General features: G+C 53.8%; 20 protein-coding genes. 10 read left to right on the top strand and 10 right to left on the bottom strand.

Annotated features, from left to right (window positions below):
- Positions 1-37: 37 nt before the first annotated feature.
- The 5 genes from tolB to queC all read left to right on the top strand — a co-directional run bounded on the left by tolB (position 38) and on the right by queC (position 4,238).
- Entirely contained in the window at positions 38-1,336 is a 1,299-nt protein-coding gene (tolB, locus tag U2W12_RS14930) for a Tol-Pal system beta propeller repeat protein TolB (RefSeq protein ID WP_326501490.1), read from the top strand.
- Between the two features lie 107 nt (positions 1,337-1,443).
- Positions 1,444-2,019 carry a peptidoglycan-associated lipoprotein Pal gene (gene pal / locus U2W12_RS14935; RefSeq protein ID WP_326501491.1) on the top strand — a complete coding sequence of 192 codons (576 nt, stop codon included), beginning with the start codon at positions 1,444-1,446 and terminating at the stop codon, positions 2,017-2,019.
- Positions 2,020-2,922, top strand: a complete 903-nt coding sequence (gene ybgF / locus U2W12_RS14940) for a tol-pal system protein YbgF (RefSeq protein ID WP_326501492.1) — start codon at positions 2,020-2,022, stop codon at positions 2,920-2,922.
- Positions 2,919-3,560 (top strand): 7-carboxy-7-deazaguanine synthase QueE, encoded by a 642-nt coding sequence (queE, locus tag U2W12_RS14945; protein ID WP_326501493.1) that lies wholly within the window; start codon positions 2,919-2,921, stop codon positions 3,558-3,560. The genes ybgF and queE overlap by 4 nt, the downstream gene beginning before the upstream one ends.
- Before the next feature lie 6 nt (positions 3,561-3,566).
- A complete protein-coding gene (queC, locus tag U2W12_RS14950) occupies positions 3,567-4,238 on the top strand; it encodes a 7-cyano-7-deazaguanine synthase QueC (protein WP_326501494.1) in 672 nt (223 codons plus the stop codon).
- A 22-nt stretch (positions 4,239-4,260) separates the two neighbouring features.
- On the opposite strand, the gene U2W12_RS14955 is transcribed toward queC, so the two are convergent.
- From U2W12_RS14955 to gshB, 7 genes are read right to left on the bottom strand one after another with little or no spacing between them, the layout of a single operon-like run.
- Positions 4,261-5,535 (bottom strand): dihydroorotase, encoded by a 1,275-nt coding sequence (locus tag U2W12_RS14955; RefSeq protein WP_326501495.1) that lies wholly within the window; start codon positions 5,533-5,535, stop codon positions 4,261-4,263.
- Entirely contained in the window at positions 5,532-6,497 is a 966-nt protein-coding gene (locus U2W12_RS14960; RefSeq protein WP_326501496.1) for an aspartate carbamoyltransferase catalytic subunit, read from the bottom strand. The genes U2W12_RS14955 and U2W12_RS14960 overlap by 4 nt, the downstream gene beginning before the upstream one ends.
- Positions 6,498-6,499: 2 nt before the next feature.
- Entirely contained in the window at positions 6,500-7,018 is a 519-nt protein-coding gene (gene pyrR / locus U2W12_RS14965) for a bifunctional pyr operon transcriptional regulator/uracil phosphoribosyltransferase PyrR (RefSeq protein ID WP_326501497.1), read from the bottom strand.
- Complete coding sequence (gene ruvX / locus U2W12_RS14970) at positions 7,008-7,508, bottom strand: Holliday junction resolvase RuvX (protein ID WP_326501498.1); 501 nt, start codon at positions 7,506-7,508, stop codon at positions 7,008-7,010. Before ruvX ends, pyrR begins: the two co-directional genes overlap by 11 nt.
- Positions 7,501-8,064: a YqgE/AlgH family protein gene (locus U2W12_RS14975; protein ID WP_326501499.1), complete on the bottom strand. Its 564-nt coding sequence runs from the start codon at positions 8,062-8,064 to the stop codon at positions 7,501-7,503. The genes ruvX and U2W12_RS14975 overlap by 8 nt, the downstream gene beginning before the upstream one ends.
- A gap of 46 nt (positions 8,065-8,110) precedes the next feature.
- Entirely contained in the window at positions 8,111-8,995 is an 885-nt protein-coding gene (locus U2W12_RS14980) for a TonB family protein (RefSeq protein ID WP_326501500.1), read from the bottom strand.
- A gap of 16 nt (positions 8,996-9,011) precedes the next feature.
- A complete protein-coding gene (gene gshB, locus U2W12_RS14985; RefSeq protein WP_326501501.1) occupies positions 9,012-9,959 on the bottom strand; it encodes a glutathione synthase in 948 nt (315 codons plus the stop codon).
- 295 nt (positions 9,960-10,254) lie between these two features.
- Here gshB and rpmB point away from each other — a divergent pair, with 295 nt between their 5' ends.
- Entirely contained in the window at positions 10,255-10,491 is a 237-nt protein-coding gene (rpmB, locus tag U2W12_RS14990) for a 50S ribosomal protein L28 (RefSeq protein WP_326501502.1), read from the top strand.
- A 12-nt stretch (positions 10,492-10,503) separates the two neighbouring features.
- Positions 10,504-10,659 carry a 50S ribosomal protein L33 gene (gene rpmG, locus U2W12_RS14995; protein WP_005370539.1) on the top strand — a complete coding sequence of 52 codons (156 nt, stop codon included), beginning with the start codon at positions 10,504-10,506 and terminating at the stop codon, positions 10,657-10,659.
- A gap of 68 nt (positions 10,660-10,727) precedes the next feature.
- Here the strand turns inward: rpmG and U2W12_RS15000 are convergent, their stop codons facing one another.
- On the bottom strand, positions 10,728-12,065 hold the full coding sequence (locus tag U2W12_RS15000; RefSeq protein WP_326501503.1) for a cyclic nucleotide-binding domain-containing protein: 1,338 nt from the start codon (positions 12,063-12,065) through the stop codon (positions 10,728-10,730).
- 263 nt (positions 12,066-12,328) lie between these two features.
- Here U2W12_RS15000 and U2W12_RS15005 point away from each other — a divergent pair, with 263 nt between their 5' ends.
- From U2W12_RS15005 to U2W12_RS15015, 3 genes are read left to right on the top strand one after another with little or no spacing between them, the layout of a single operon-like run.
- Entirely contained in the window at positions 12,329-13,633 is a 1,305-nt protein-coding gene (locus tag U2W12_RS15005; protein WP_326501504.1) for a DegQ family serine endoprotease, read from the top strand.
- A 52-nt stretch (positions 13,634-13,685) separates the two neighbouring features.
- Positions 13,686-14,201: a molybdenum cofactor biosynthesis protein B gene (gene moaB, locus U2W12_RS15010; RefSeq protein WP_326501505.1), complete on the top strand. Its 516-nt coding sequence runs from the start codon at positions 13,686-13,688 to the stop codon at positions 14,199-14,201.
- A gap of 1 nt (position 14,202) precedes the next feature.
- The gene (locus U2W12_RS15015) at positions 14,203-14,595 is read left to right on the top strand and encodes a DUF423 domain-containing protein (protein ID WP_326501506.1); all 393 of its coding nucleotides are present in this window, start codon (positions 14,203-14,205) and stop codon (positions 14,593-14,595) included.
- A 587-nt stretch (positions 14,596-15,182) separates the two neighbouring features.
- Here U2W12_RS15015 and U2W12_RS15020 read toward each other — a convergent pair.
- On the bottom strand, positions 15,183-15,425 hold the full coding sequence (locus U2W12_RS15020; protein WP_326501507.1) for a DUF465 domain-containing protein: 243 nt from the start codon (positions 15,423-15,425) through the stop codon (positions 15,183-15,185).
- A gap of 174 nt (positions 15,426-15,599) precedes the next feature.
- Complete coding sequence (locus tag U2W12_RS15025; protein WP_326501508.1) at positions 15,600-15,920, bottom strand: Rieske 2Fe-2S domain-containing protein; 321 nt, start codon at positions 15,918-15,920, stop codon at positions 15,600-15,602.
- Positions 15,921-15,937 lie beyond the last annotated feature (17 nt).

Here is a 15,937-nt window from a genome sequence, read left to right on the forward strand (position 1 = left end):
GCGATAAAAACGAATAATGCAACTCATGATTTTTAAAATGTGTTTTTTTAGAGGTCTGCGCGTGAAGAGAATAAAGAAAATCATCATCATCGGCCTGTTGGGCCTGTTTGCGCCGTTGCTGCGCGCGGAAATGGATATCGAGATCACGGAAGGGATCGAGAGTGCGTTGCCGATCGCGATCGTGCCGTTCGCCCAGCAAGGCGGGCCGGTCAGCATCAGCAGCGTCGTCAGCCACGATTTGGGCGGCAGCGGCTATTTCAGGCCGATGACCGAAAACTCAATGCCGAGCCGCCCGACGACTCCGGAGGCGATCCAGTTCGGCGAATGGAAATCGGCCGGCCAGAATTACATCGTGGTCGGCCAGGCTGTTCCGGCCGGCGGCCAATACAATGTGCAATTTCAGCTGTTCGACGTAAATACCGGCAATCAAGTGCTCGGTTACCGGATGACCTCGACCGCGCAGGATCTGCGCCGAACCGCGCATCACATTAGCGACCTGATCTTCGAAAAGCTGATCGGCAAAAAAGGCGTGTTCAGCGGCCGTATCGCCTACATTACCAGCAGTGGCCAAGGCGCTTCGCGTACGCATAGGCTTCAGGTCGCGGATGCGGACGGTTTCAATCCACAAACGATCGCGACCTCGACGGAACCGCTAATGTCGCCGTCCTGGTCGCCTGACGGCCGCAAAATGGCTTATGTGTCATTCGAAAGAAAAACCGCCGCAATCTATGTACAAACGCTCGCGACCGGCCAGCGTGTCAAAGTCGCCGAGTTTCCGGGCATCAACGGTGCACCGTCGTGGTCGCCGGACGGCAGCAAACTCGCATTGACCCTGTCGAAGGACGGCAGTCCGGATATTTATGTGCTGAATCTGATCAACAACTCATTGATAAAAGTCACAAACAACTCCGCGATCGATACCGAACCGACGTGGTCGCCCGACGGCGGCACTATCGTATTTACTTCGGACCGGGGAGGCAAACCGCAACTTTATCGGGTTTCTAGCCAGGGCGGCGCGGAAAAACGCCTGACCTTCTCCGGCAGCTACAATGCGCGCGCCAGCTTTTCACCGGACGGCAAGAATATCGCGATGGTGCACGGCAACGGCAACGACTACCGGATCGCAGTGCTGGATTTGGCATCCGGCTCGATCAACGTGCTGACCAGCGGCCCAACCGACGAATCGCCCAGTTTCGCACCGAATGGCGACATGATCTTATATGCCTCGCAACGCGGGAACGGTGGCTATCTGGCGGCCGTCTCGCTCGACGGCAAGATGCAGCAAAAACTCGTCTTTGACAGCAACGCGGTACGCGAGCCGGCCTGGGCGCCCTAAACCCTCGATCAGCCATTCGGACTCAGGGCTAAGATAAACGCCCTGTCCGATTGGCACGAGCCCTTTTTTTTTGTAGAATTATTGTCTTATTTTTCGGGATCTTAACGATGAAATTGAATAAAATGCTCTTAGCTTTAGCAATAAGCGCCATGTTTTTGACTGCTTGCAGCGATGATGAGGCCGACCAAGCCCTGACCGACGGCTCGCAAAACAGCGCCAGCGGCATCAACGATGCATCCACCGGCGGCTTGAATAACGGTGCCGGAGTTGGCGGTTCGCAATTCGGTGCGGGAGGCGCCGGAGGCTATGGCAATAGTCGACTGGGCCCCGAGTTTTCCGATCCGAACAACCCGCTTTCCAAATCAACGATCTATTTCATGCTCGACAGCAGCCAGATTCAACCGGATTTTGAGCCGGTCATCGCCGCGCACGCCCGTTATCTAGCCGGCCATCCCGGACAGCGGGTTGCCCTGGAAGGGCACGCCGACGAACGCGGCTCGCGCGAATATAATATTGCGCTCGGCGAAAACCGCTCTAAATCGGTCGCCAACCTGATGCGGGCGCAAGGCGTCTCCGACAGCCAATTAGAGGTGGTCAGTTACGGCGAAGAAAAACCGGCCGCCTTCGGCAGCGACGAGGCTTCGTGGGAACTTAACCGCCGTGTCGAACTGGTTTATAAATAAATGAACATACGTCCATTGCTGCTGTCGGCCCTTATCGGCGGCATCTCCGTAAACGCCTGCGCGTTGGCTCCCGTGGTCAACGATCCGGGTAATCCGGCGGAGATGACGCAAAATCCGAACGTACAGACGGCTGCATCCAGCAAGACTCTGTACGAGCTGATGAGCCGCATCGATCAACTGCAAAACGAAGTGCGCGAACTGACCGGCAAGGTCGAGGAACAGTCCTATCAAAACGCCGAGCTGAAAAAAAGGTTGAGCACGATGTATTCGGATTTTGACGAGCGCGTGCAAAATCTCGAAAACAAAGTATCGGGCGGCAGTCCGGCAGCGGGAGCGCCAACCGGTGAAAACACCGGCGACGCGGCACCTCCGGCAGATTTGGACAATGTGCAGCCTTCCGGCGAAGCACAACCCCCTCAGGGAAATCAGGGCGCCAATGAACCCACGGGTCAGGCCGTCGAACAGGCACCCGCCGTAAATCCTGCGACAGCGGCTCCACCGCCGCCGAGCGAACCGGCTGCGGTTTCGGAAGACCAGGAGTACAAACAAGCCTACGACGACCTCAGAAACGGCCGCACGTCGCAGTCGATCGAGGAATTCAAGGCTTATTTGAGCCGAAACCCTTCCGGGCCTTTGTCCGGCAACGCGCAATACTGGCTCGGCGAAGCTTATCGGGTCAATCAGGATTTCAGTTCATCCCGTGCAGCCTTTACCAAAGTGCTGGACAGTTACGCCGACAGCCCGAAGGTGCCGGATGCTTTACTGAAGCTCGGTTATATCGAGATCGATCTGAACAACAAGGCAAAAGCCCGCGAGTATCTGACTCGCGTCTCAAACGATTATCCGAACACGAACGCGGCGCGTTTGGCGGCCAAAAAACTGCAATCGATTTCCGGCCAGTGAGTTCTCTCCGCATCACCGAAATATTCTACTCGCTGCAAGGCGAATCGAACACGGTCGGCTTGCCGACCGTCTTTATCAGGCTGACCGGCTGTCCGTTGCGTTGCGTTTATTGCGATACCGAATACGCCTTTACCGGCGGCAAAAAAATCGCGATCGACGAGATCCTCGCCCAAGTTGATTCCTATGGCACGCCGTATGTCACCGTCACCGGCGGCGAACCCTTGGCGCAGCCAGGCTGCCTGGAGTTGATGACACGACTGCTCGACAAAGGCTACGCCGTATCATTAGAAACCAGCGGCGCGCTCGACATTTCGAAGGTTGATCCACGCGTAATCAAGGTGATGGATCTCAAAACGCCAAGTTCCGGTGAACTGGACAGGAATCTCTATCAAAACATCGGCTTTCTGAATCGCAAAGATCAAATTAAGTTCGTGATCGGCAATGAAGAAGATTACGCTTGGTCGAAAGCCGCGCTGAACGAATACGGCTTGCCTGATCGTTGCCAAATTTTGTTTTCACCGGTGATGGGCCAGCAAGACCCGACACGCCTGGCTGAAAAAATACTCGCCGACCGGCTTCCGGTTCGCTTTCAGATTCAACTTCACAAATTGCTCTGGGCCGACGCCCGCGGCAAATAATCCTGCATGCAAAAAAAAGCGATTATTCTGCTCTCGGGCGGACTCGATTCGATTACCGTGCTGGCTCTGGCCCAAAGCCAGGGCTATCATTGCCATGCGCTCAGTTTCGATTACGGACAGCGCCATAACGCGGAATTGAACGCCGCCAGACGCATCGCCGAACATTATCGGGTTGCCGAGCATAAAATAATTCCATTGGGACTGGGCGCCATTGGCGGTTCGGCATTGACCGACGATCATATTCCTGTGCCAACTACGCCGCAAGAGGGCATTCCGGCCACTTATGTGCCGGCGCGCAACACGATCTTTCTGGCTTTCGCACTGGGCTGGGCGGAAGTGATCAAGGCCCGCGACATTTTCATCGGCGTCAATGCGGTCGATTATTCCGGTTACCCGGATTGCCGGCCCGAATTCATCGATGCTTTTCAAAAGCTCGCCGATCTTGCGACCAAGGCAGGCGTTGAAGGCAGCCATTTTACGATCCACACGCCGCTGATTTCATTGAGCAAGGCCGACATCATCAAAACCGGTCGGGCTTTGGGCATCGATTACAGCCAGACCGTGTCCTGCTACGCCGCCGCCCCTGACGGCCGCGCCTGCGGGCTGTGCGACGCCTGCCGTTTACGCAAAAACGGCTTTGCCGAGGCAGGCGTCGAAGACCCTACCCGTTATCTCTAACGTAAAAAAGATATTGGCCGGCTTATGAATGAATGACCCGGCCCGCCTGCAAGGTATGCGTGACGAGGCCTTGCATCGTTTGGCCCCAATATGGCGTATTGGCGCCTTGGCTGCGCCAGTGATCGGCATCGACTCGCCATTGCGCTTTCGGATCGAAGATGCAGACATCGGCCGGCAAACCCGGCGTCAACGCGCCGCGCTGCAATCCCAGTATCTCGGCAGGTTTCGAAGTCAACGCGGCAACGCCTTCCGGCAAAGTCAGCGCGCCGTCCGCAACCAGTTTCAATAGCAACGGCAGTAGCGTTTCCAAGGCGGAAATGCCGGGTTCGGTCTCGGGAAACGCGCCGAGCTTCGCATCGAGGTCATGTGGCTGATGATCCGAACAGATGCCGTCGAGCGTTCCGGCCGCCACCCCCAGGCGTAAATACTGTTTATCATCCTCGGTGCGCAACGGCGGCAGCACATGGTACGCGCTGTCGAACGGCGTCATGTCGTTCTCGGTCAAATGTAATTGATGCATCGCGACATTGGCGGTCACGCGCAGGCCGTCGTTTTTTGCCTGCTGGATCTTGATCACCGAACGTTTGCAACTGAGTTGGCCGAAGTGCACACGGCAACCCGTCAGTTCGGCCAGTTCGAGGCATTGCGACAGCGCTATCGTTTCGGCGGCTTCCGGAATGCTCGGCAAGCCGTAGCGCGTCGCCAACGCGCCTTCATGCGCGCAGCCGTTATTGCCGAGCCAGTAATCGTTCGGACGGAGCATCAACAGCAAATCATGACTCGCCGCATATTCCATCGCCCGCCGCAGAATCAGCAGATTTTTGACCGGCTCATTCGCATGGCCGACCGCGATACAGCCGGCCTGCTTCAGCGACAGCATTGCGCTTAATTCCGTGCCTTCCAGCTTCTGCGTCAAGGCGGCGATCGGGTGAATCTGCGGGTAGCCGGCTTTTTCGGCCAAGTCCTTGATCAGTTCGGCAACTGCTGGCGCATCGATCACCGGCATTGTGTCCGGCTGAAGACATAGTGTGGTCACACCCGCGCTTGCCGCCGCAAGCGTTTCGCTCTTGATAGTGGCTTTGCGGCTTTGCCCGGGTTCGCGCAGTCGAGTGCTCAGATCGATAAAGCCGGGACAGACGATTTGCTCGTTCGCATCGATTTGAATGTCCGCATCGAAACCGTCCGGCCTGGAGGCGACCGACAGAATTTTCCCGTCGGCAATATAAACGTTGCCGATACGGTCGATGCCATTGGCTGGATCGATGATCCGGCCGTGGTTGATTTGTATCCGTTTCATGCACTCGTTCCCTGTGGCTGCATCGCCATCGCCATTACCGCCATCCGAATCGCAATGCCGTTGCTGACCTGTTTCAAAATCACCGACTGCGGCCCGTCGGCGACTTTCGAATCAATTTCGACACCGCGGTTGATCGGCCCCGGATGCATCACGATCGCATCGGGCTTGGCGAGTTTGAGTTTATCCTCGGTCAAGCCGAAACATTTGAAATATTCGCTTTCGCTAGGCAGCAGAGCCGAACTCATCCGTTCTTTTTGCAGACGTAGCATCATCACCACATCGACATCCTTCAAGCCCTCGTTCAGGTTATAAAAAACTTTCACACCGAGCGTTTCGACATGCGCGGGCAACAAAGTTTTCGGAGCAATGACCCGGACCTCGGTCACGCCCAGGGCATTCAGCGCGACGATTTCGGAGCGGGCGACGCGGGAATGCAGAATGTCGCCGATGATCGCGACCTTGAGCGGCGCGAAGTCCTTCTTGATCTGGCGGATCGTAAACATGTCCAGCATCGCCTGGGTCGGATGCGCGTGCTGGCCGTCGCCGGCGTTGATCACGCTGATGTGCGGCGCGACCTGCTGGGCGATGAAATGCGCGGCGCCGCTGAGCGCATGGCGCACGACGAACATATCAACGAACATCGCCTCCAGGTTACGGATCGTATCGAGCAGGCTCTCGCCTTTCGACGTCGCCGAGGTCGCGATATTGATGCTTAGCACATCGGCCGATAGGCGTTTAGCGGCCAGTTCGAAGGTGGTACGGGTGCGCGTGCTGTTTTCGAAAAACAGATTCACGATCGTTTTGCCACGCAGAATAGGGACTTTCTTGACCTGTTGATCGGACATGCCGGCAAATGACTCTGCTAGGTCGAGAATCTCGGTCAACAGCGATTTATCGAGACCTTCGATCGTCAGAAAGTGCTTCAGCTTGCCTTCCGGGGTCAATTGCAAAATGGCGGACATCGTCAAGCCGCTCCTTTTACCAACTCGACATGCACGGACAAAGGCTCCGGTCCGGTCAGCTTGATGCGTTGGCCAGGATTCAGCGCGATACGGATGCCGGCGCAATCGGGCGCAAGCGGAATCTGCCTGCCGTCGCGTTCGATCAGCACCGCCAGCACAACCTGATTCGGCCGACCATAATCGAATATCTCATTCAGCGCCGCACGGATCGTTCGGCCGGTATAAAACACATCATCGATCAGTATGATGTCGCGGCCTTCGAGTTGTGGCGGCAACTGGCTCGGCTTGACCTTCGGATTCATCCCGATTTGTGAAAAATCGTCGCGGTAAAACGAAATATCCAAAAGCCCCAACGGCTCCTGAATTTGCAGCTTTTGATGTAAGCGCTCAGCGATCCAGACGCCGCCGGTGCGGATGCCGATCAGCAACGGGTTGGTCAGTTTGCGTTCGGCAATAATGGTTTTAAGCCGGTCGGCCAATTGGTCGATCAGTTCGGGAATATCGATGTGGTTAGGATTCATTTTCTCGACGGCTGGAGCCGTTAAGCCAGGTTTGCAAAATAAGCTGTGCGGCCAGTTGGTCCTGGACTTCCCAGAGTTTCGTCGCGCTGACGCTGACCTCGTCGAACAGGAGCTGTTTGGCCTCGAAGGTCGACAAGGTCTCGTCCTGCGGGTAAACCGGCAGACCGAAACGGCCTTCCAGTTGCCGGCAGAATTTTAACATACGCGGTGTGACAGGATTATCGCTGCCGTCCTCCTGCCGGGAAATGCCGACAACCAGTCCGGCCGGTTGCCAGGCGCGAATAAGCTCGGCGATACCCTGCCAGTCCGGCTGTTGATTGACCGACCTCAGCGTCTGCAGCGGACTTGCCGTCGCTGTTGTGGTCTGCCCGACCGCCACGCCGATTTTTTTGCAGCCGAAATCGAAGCCTAAATAAGTATCGCCGGACTTTTTGGGAGCCAACGGGTCTCTCTTCGCTTTGTCCAAACGACCGGAAAACCCCTCAGCCATGTCCCGCCGGCATTGTCAGCTGGTTGATATCGACGCCGATTTGCCCGGCCGCCGCCGCCCAACGCATATCGATCGGCAGATCGAACAAGACTTTGTTGCCGAACGGCGAATTGAGCCAGGCATTGTCGCGAATTTCTTTTTCGAGCTGACCTTCGCCCCAGCCCGCATAACCCAACGCGACGAGATAGCGTTCAGGCCCCTCGCCTCGCGCGATAGCCTCGATCACATCGCGCGAGGTGGTCAGCGAAATCGTATCGGACACCACCATCGTCGCATCCCATTTGCCGCAGGTGGTATGCACGACAAAGCCGCGATCCTGCTGCACCGGTCCGCCTGCATAGATCGGCGACTCGGCAGCCGTGTCGGAGGTCACGCGAATGTCCATCTGCTTGAAGATTTCGCCGAGCTTCATGCCGGTCGAGCGATTGATCACGATGCCCAACGCGCCCTCATGATTATGCTGACACATGTAAGTGACCGTGTGAAAAAAATTCGGATCGGCCAAATTCGGCATCGCGATGATGAATTGATTGTTTAGATAAGTCGCTTCGCTCATGGCTATCACTTAAAGTGTCTAAGATTACTGTACGGACTGCAACGGTTTATCGCGTCGTAATGCCCGACTCATCGGAGAACTTCCAGACCCGGGTAATCACCAGCACATTCAGTTCCTTCAACAAATCCTGGGGCAGCGGAGCGAACGGCGCGCTCATCCGAACGATGTTTTTGGCCGCTTCGTCCAGTTCCGGAATGCCCGAGGATCTATTGATCCGAATGCTGTAGATGCTGCCGTCGGCATTGATGCCGACATCCATAGTTAATGTAGCCGAAAAATTCTTCTTCGAAGCAACTTCGGGATAATTACGATTTCCCATCCTTTCGACTTTGCTTTCCCAGTCTTTCAGATATTGCGCCGCCAGATATTTATGCGCGCTGACCATGCTGACGAACTTGATCTTGCTTTGCTCGCCGCTCAACTGGCTGTCCCGAACCTCGGTCCCTATCCGAGTAATCTGCTCTTGCAGCGCCTCGGGCGTCAGGATCGGATGATGGCGCTGCTCCTCGGTCGTCGGTTCCTTGTCGGGCGCAGGCTCCACGGTCGCCTCGGCAATCTTTTTTTCGGACTTTTGTCGAGTAATGACTTTTTTCTCGACCTTCGGCCGGCTCCGCTCCTGTTCCGGCTCGGCCTTTACCAGATGCTTGCTTTGACTGGTGTTGCCCTCATTGGCGATTTTCTGTGCTTGCGGTTTCGGCTTGATATCGTGTTCGCCGGCACCGGCCTGATTTTCTTGAGCCAGCATTTTCGCCTGTTTGGGCGCCTTCTTGGCCGGCGTATCGACCAGAGTGATCTCGATCGATCGTTTGAACTCTTCCGGCTTGGGCCCGGAAAAATTGACGCCCAGAATGAGCAACACATGTATGGCCGCCGCCATAAACAGAAAGGCTAAAATCGTATCGTTGCCGGTTGTTGTCGTGGGCTCTAGCATCGCGCGACTCGTCATATCAGGCGATCGTGTTCTCAATGTGATCCATCAACATACCGGCAATATTCAAACCGAACTCGCGATCCAGTTCCTGCACGCAAGTCGGGCTGGTCACATTGATCTCGGTCAAGGTATCGCCGATCACATCGATGCCGGCAAACACCAGGCCTTTCTCCTTCAGCGTCGGCCCGACCTGCTTCGCAATCCACCAGTCGCGCTCGGTCAGCGGCCGACCTTCGGCGCTGCCGCCGGCGGCAAGGTTTCCGCGCGTTTCGCCCGGCGCCGGAATCCGCGCCAGCGCATACGGCACCGCCTCGCCATTCACCAGCAAAATGCGCTTGTCGCCGTCAATGATTTCGGGCAAATATTTTTGCGCCATCACATAGCGGGTATTATAACGCGTCATCGTTTCGAGTATCACGCTCAGATTGGGGTCGCCCCGGCGCAGGCGGAATATCGAAGCGCCGCCCATGCCGTCCAGGGGTTTCAAAATAATTTCGTTCTGCTCGTGAAGAAATCCGCGAATCCGCTCGGGTTCACGGGCCACCAGGGTTTCGGCGCAGCACTGCGGAAACCATGCGGTAAACAACTTCTCATTCGCATCGCGCAGTGATTGCGGTTTGTTCACTACGTAGACACCCAAACTTTCCGCGCGTTCCAGCAGATAGGTCGCATAAATGTATTCCTGATCGAACGGAGGATCCTTACGCATCAGAATCACGTCGAGTTGATCCAGAGGCATGTCCTCCTCCCGATCGAACTCGAACCACCGGGACTGATCCCGTTGCACCGACAACGCGCGGGTTCGCCCATAAGCCCGGCCATTGCGCAGATAAAGGTCATTCAATTCCATGTAATGAAGCTCCCAGCCTCTGGCCTGGGCTTCGAGCAGCATCGCAAAACTTGTGTCTTTTTTGATATTGATTTTCTGGATGGAGTCCATCACCATGCCGAGCTTGATTGACATTATTATCCCATTCGTTGACTTGAAAAAAGAGGGCTCCGCGTCGCGAGGCGGACGAGTCTGTATAAGGAAGCCGCATCCATGCTGATTTGCGTCCATTCGGATCAAAGGAAGCAGTTTGCTAGTATATTATCACTGCTTTGGGGTATCAAAAAACAGCTTATGCAGCGTCAATCCTGTCAAAAACAGGACACATCCGGCAATTTGCGGTTTATTTTATCGGGAGTTATTTACCTTGAAAAGAAATTTTGGTATAAAGTTGGATTAACTTTTGAATCAAGGCACATAGAGGGTAATCATGTCCAGAGTCTGTCAAGTAACGGGCAAACAACCTGTTACCGGAAACAACGTTTCGCATGCGAACAACAAAACCAACCGCCGTTTTTTACCTAATCTGCAGCACCACAGATTTTGGGTGGAAAGCGAAAACCGCTGGGTACGCCTGAGAGTTTCGACCAAAGGCATGCGGATCATCGACAAAAAAGGCATCGACGCGGTTCTGGCGGACCTGCGCGGTCGCGGTCAAAAAGTGTAAGGAGAAAGGAAAATGCGCGATAAAATCAAATTGGTATCCACCGAAGGCACCGGTCATTTCTATACCACGACCAAAAACAAAAGAACGATGCCTGAAAAAATGGAAATCAAGAAGTTCGATCCGGTCGTCCGCAAGCACGTGATCTATAAAGAAGCGAAAATCAAATAAATCCGCTTCCAATCCGCTTCCCGGACCCACCACAGCTTTTTGTCTGTGGTTTCGTCCGGGCGGTCGTTTCATGCAGTATTCTTGAGCTTTTGCAGCATTTGTTTTAATTGCTCGAAATGCTTGGACAGCATCGCGAAGCGGTCTTCGATTTGTTTCTTTTCCAGATCCAGCTTGTTGTATTTTTCATTCAATTGCCTGAGCGTTCGCCGTAAGGCTTCATTCTCCGTTTTGAGCTTCTGAAGCTCACCCTCCGGACTGACGCCAGCTTCCTTAAGCTCGAAGGTGTCCTCCTGTTCCATTTGAGACGGCATCCCAGCGGTCGTTTCGACATCATCCTTAACCTCCTCCTGCTTTTCGGCCTCGAGTATGGACACCATACCACCCTTCAGGATAACCGCCTTATATCTGTTCTTCAGTAAAAGAAATGCACCCGCCTCGCTGGAACGTCCATCACGACAGACCACAATCACCGTTTTATCCCGGCTCATGCTTTTGAATTGCATCCGCAACGAGAAAAACGGCACATTGATCGCGCCGTCAAAATGGCGCCGTTCGAATTCATCCGGCGAACGGATATCCAGGACTACCGCGCCCACCTGCTGCTGCGCTAACAACTCTTCGTAACTGACGAAAGTCAGCGAAGGTGCCTTGATTAAACTGACGAATTGCTTTTTGTTCAAGCGTAATAACGTCACATCGGACAGCGCGGTGATCGAAACCATACGCGGCGCATCGGTAATTAATGCATCCTCGCCAAATATATCGCCTTTTTCGAGCACACCCAGACGGATGTCTTTTGAGTTGGGCGTTGGCCTCCGCAATACGGCGCACTGACCGCTCTTCAAGAAATAAAAATAATCGCCCACAGCGCCTTGCTCAATGATCGTATCTCCTTTTTCCACAACCACCTCTTCCAAAGCGAACAAAACCTTCTGTAAATTGGCCGGCGGCAGCCGTTGAATGATCGGTAATTTCAACAGCTCCGTCATCCAATCGCCTGAATTTCCCTCAATTTCTTCTTCAACCACCATCATGTCTTTTTCTTCCTTATATTCTAGCGGCGGCGGGTTATTGACCCGCTCCGCATCGAGCCTGATAAAGCGCACCGCGCCTTTTGCAACCGCATCGATCTTTCGCGGCAATTGGTGCGCCAATGCAAACTTGGACGACTCATGCGCCGCCGAGATTACATCAATCACCAGGCCTTCCGCCTGCAGCGCGACTTCGCCATCAATCAGGTAAAATAAATGATTATCCGTATCGCCTTTTTTAAACAACGACGTGTCCCTGATTTCTTCGATCGTCATCTCATTGCACAAGTCATTGAACAGAGGTCCCGGCAAGGTTGCCAAAGGAACCAGCTTTCGAATGCGCAAGCCGTCTTCTGAGTTTACATCTATCGCCATACATCTATAAACGCAATCAATAAAACTAAAGCATAGCTCGAACAAGACTATCCGTTCGAAAACCTGGCAAAATGTTGACAAACATCACGTCATATCAAAACAAAAAAGCAGTTCTGATGATCAACCAAAGAATTTCGGCCTTGTTTTAAACATTTTAGATCCTATATTGTCTACTGCCTCGTTCAACTCGCTTGGGACTCTTCATGAGAAAAAATATTGGAAAACAATACGCGATACCGATTCTTTTAACGTTTGGCCTCGGAATGACTACACCCGCAACAGCAACACTGCCTGCTTTCCTCGGCGGACAGAGCATGCCGTCGCTGGCCCCTATGTTGGAAAAGAGCATGCCGGCGGTAGTGAATATATCGACGACAACCAAAATTGAAGTCGCGCAAAATCCGTTACTGCAAGACCCTTTTTTCCGGCACTTTTTTAATCTACCGAATCAATCGCCGCGCGAACAGCAGAAAAGCAGCCTCGGCTCCGGCGTGATCATCGACAGTAGCAAGGGCTATGTGCTGACCAATAACCATGTGATCGACAAGGCTGACAAGATCATGGTCACCTTGAGTGATGGTCGCCAGCTCGACGCGCATCTGGTCGGTGCCGACCCGGAAGCCGATGTCGCAGTAATCCAGATTCCGGATGATAATCTGACCGAACTGCCGATGGCCGATTCAAGCCAGTTGCGAGTCGGTGATTTCGTCGTGGCGATCGGCAACCCGTTCGGTCTCGGCCAAACGGTCACCTCCGGAATCATCAGCGCGCTGGGACGTTCAGGCCTCGGCATCGAAGGCTATGAAGACTTCATTCAGACCGACGCCTCGATCAACCCTGGCAACTCGGGCGGCGCTCTGGTCAACCTGAACGGCGAGTTTATCGGCATGAATACTGCGATTCTTGCACCAAGCGGCGGCAACGTCGGGATAGGTTTCGCAATTCCTTCGAACATGGTCGCGAGCATCAAAGACTCCCTCGTCAAGCATGGCGAGGTTCGCCGCGGCCTGCTCGGCGTCACGACGCAGGATTTGACCCAGGATCTGGTTAGCGCCTTTAATCTACAAAATAGACAAGGCGCGGTGATCAGCCGAATCGAAAGCAACTCGCCTGCCGCAAAGGCCGGTCTCGAGCCGGGCGATGTAATCGTTGCGGCCAACGGCAAGCCGATCAAGAACAGTCATGAGATACGCAATATTGTCGGCCTGATGCAAGTCGGTGATCAAGTGAATATCGAGTTTTATCGAGGCAATGAAAGAAAACAAGTTACCGCGACGATCGGCAAGCCGGAGCGGCCGCATCTGAATGGCGAAAAACTGCATCCCATTTTGAAAGGCACAGTATTGGGCGCCACCTCGAAGGATCAGGTCGAAGGCATCCTGATCGAAAAAATCAATACCGCTTCCTATGCCTGGAAAGTGGGTTTGCGGCCCGGCGACGTGATCGTGACGGCCAACCGCTACCGCGTACACAGTCTGGATGAATTAAAGCAGGCTGCCGATCCGAACTCGCCGCTGATGATCAATATTCAGCGCGGGCAAGAAGGCTTCTTTGTTGTCTTGCGATAAGTACAAATGCTGGTTACCCTATGCGGGTAAATCACCCGCATAGAGAACGCCGATGACGAATTCTTTCATCCCTTTGAACATTGCCGTGCTGGTCGTTTCGGATACGCGTACCGAGGCCGACGACGTCTCCGGCAAGACACTGGTTGAACGCGCGGTAACAGCCGGCCACCAAGTCGCCGACAAAAAGATCGTACCCGATAATATTTATCAGATTCGAGCCGTCGTCTCGCGCTGGATCGCCGATGCTGAAATCAATGTCGTGATCACAACCGGCGGCACCGGCGTGACCGGCCGGGACGGTACTCCCGAAGCGGTAAAGCCGCTGCTGGACAAAGTGCTCGACGGTTTCGGCGAAACCTTCCGGATGCTGTCCTACCAGGTCATCCTTACCTCGACGATACAGTCGCGTGCGATTGCCGGCGTCGCGAACGGAACTTATCTTTTCTGCCTGCCCGGTTCGTCCGGCGCTTGCCGCACCGCCTGGGATTCGCTAATTAAAGACCAACTCGATGCCCGCACCAAACCCTGCAACCTGGTCCAACTGATGCCGAGGCTAATGGAAACCTGACATGCAATCGATCTTTTTATTTTTCGGCGCGCTCAGCGCCTTGATTGGAGTCGGCATGGGCGCTTTCGGCGCGCACGGCCTGAAAAATGCGATCAGCCCGGAAATGCTGACGGTCTATCAAACCGGCGTCAGTTATCAGATGTGGCATGCGTTGGGTCTGCTCGGCGTCGCCCTGATCCGCCGCCATGACCCCGAGTCCAAACTTCTAACTTGGGCCGGCTGGCTGATGTTGGTCGGTATCGTGCTGTTCTCGGGAAGTTTGTATCTGCTCGCGATGATGGATTTGAAACAACTCGGAATGATTACGCCGTTTGGCGGGGTGAGTTTTTTGATCGCCTGGTTATTGCTGGCCGTGTATGCCGCTAGAAAGCCTCAGGCAAGGCGATATTCTTGACAAGACTGTGGTGTGTGTCAGGGCGATTTAATCGTATCTTCGAAACGCTGGAAGACTCCCTGTTGATATAGCTGATCGTAAGGATGATCGCCGATGCGTTCGAACATCGCTTTTTTTTCATTACCCGCACTAAACGGCTACGAATATTTTTGCTATTTCAAGGCAGCGATTGATAAGTCCCTCGATAAGGTAGACTCAACCTTCAGCGAGCAGGTCAAAACACTGCTGAACCCTAAATTTCAGCTATTCGAAAAATCCGCAAACTTGACCGCGTGAAGTAGAGATGCCCCAAACCGGATCGCACAGAGCAAAACGAAAAGCAGTATGTCTCTATTACTAGTGTCTAAATAAAACTCCATTTGCCGGAAAATAATCCGACTAATGAAAGAATATGCTGTAACTGATCGCTTTCAATAACCATTCGAACTGCATAAAATCATCGTCGATCGGCCGAGAAATCAGTATCGTTTCCCTTTTTGGCGTTCGACTGCGCGGAAAGCTAAAAAAGGGTACGCATTATGTACCCTTCATTTTCATATTTCCTGATGAATAGGATTGAAGTCGGACTCACCGCAACAAACCAAGTATTATTCGCTTGCTTTTAGCCTTTCATACAACTCGTCTTTTAACTGCAATCGGCGCAGTTTCAGGCCTTCCAAAAACTCGTCCGAATGCACTTCGATTTCCTGTTCAGTACGGCGAATTTCATCGTCGAGATCGTTATATTCCTGATGCAATTTCGCAAATCCTGGATCAGTGGTTTTCAACACATGAATCTGATACCGGTATTCGGGGAATTCAAGCGCCAAATGGTGTTTTTCGCCTAACATATCGTTTTCCTTTTAAGTGATTGTGGTTGAGTGTAATCGTTGAAATTCGCAGGTGTTGATTAATAAAACTTGCGAAAAGACTTGCCGCATCAGAGGAACGCGAAAAAGGCGGCAAGCCGAGCACAGGCAAGAGAGAAAATGATCTTCATTCATTTTCCTGATTGATAATAAAGATTAATCCCAGCGGTCATCCCGCACCTGAACCCTCTCGGCTTCGATGCGTACAGGAAAACTGTGGATGTCTTCATAAGCCGGCGCGGATAAGACTGCGCCTGTCTTTACGCAAAACCTGGCGCCGTGGCGCGGGCAAATGATTTGATCGCCATCCAGTTCGCCGCTGGCGATTTCCGCGCCGTCATGGGTACAGGCGTCTTCGATCGCATAATAGCAGCCTTCGATTCTGAATACCGCTACGTCGGTTCCGTCGACATCAACGACCACATTCTCGCCGTCAACCAAGGCATTCTGCCCGCAAACATCCACCCATTCCGTCATCAATCAGTACCTGTATA

Origin of the sequence: Methylomicrobium sp. Wu6 (assembly GCF_035916875.1) — a bacterium.
GTDB lineage: Bacteria > Pseudomonadota > Gammaproteobacteria > Methylococcales > Methylomonadaceae > Methylomicrobium.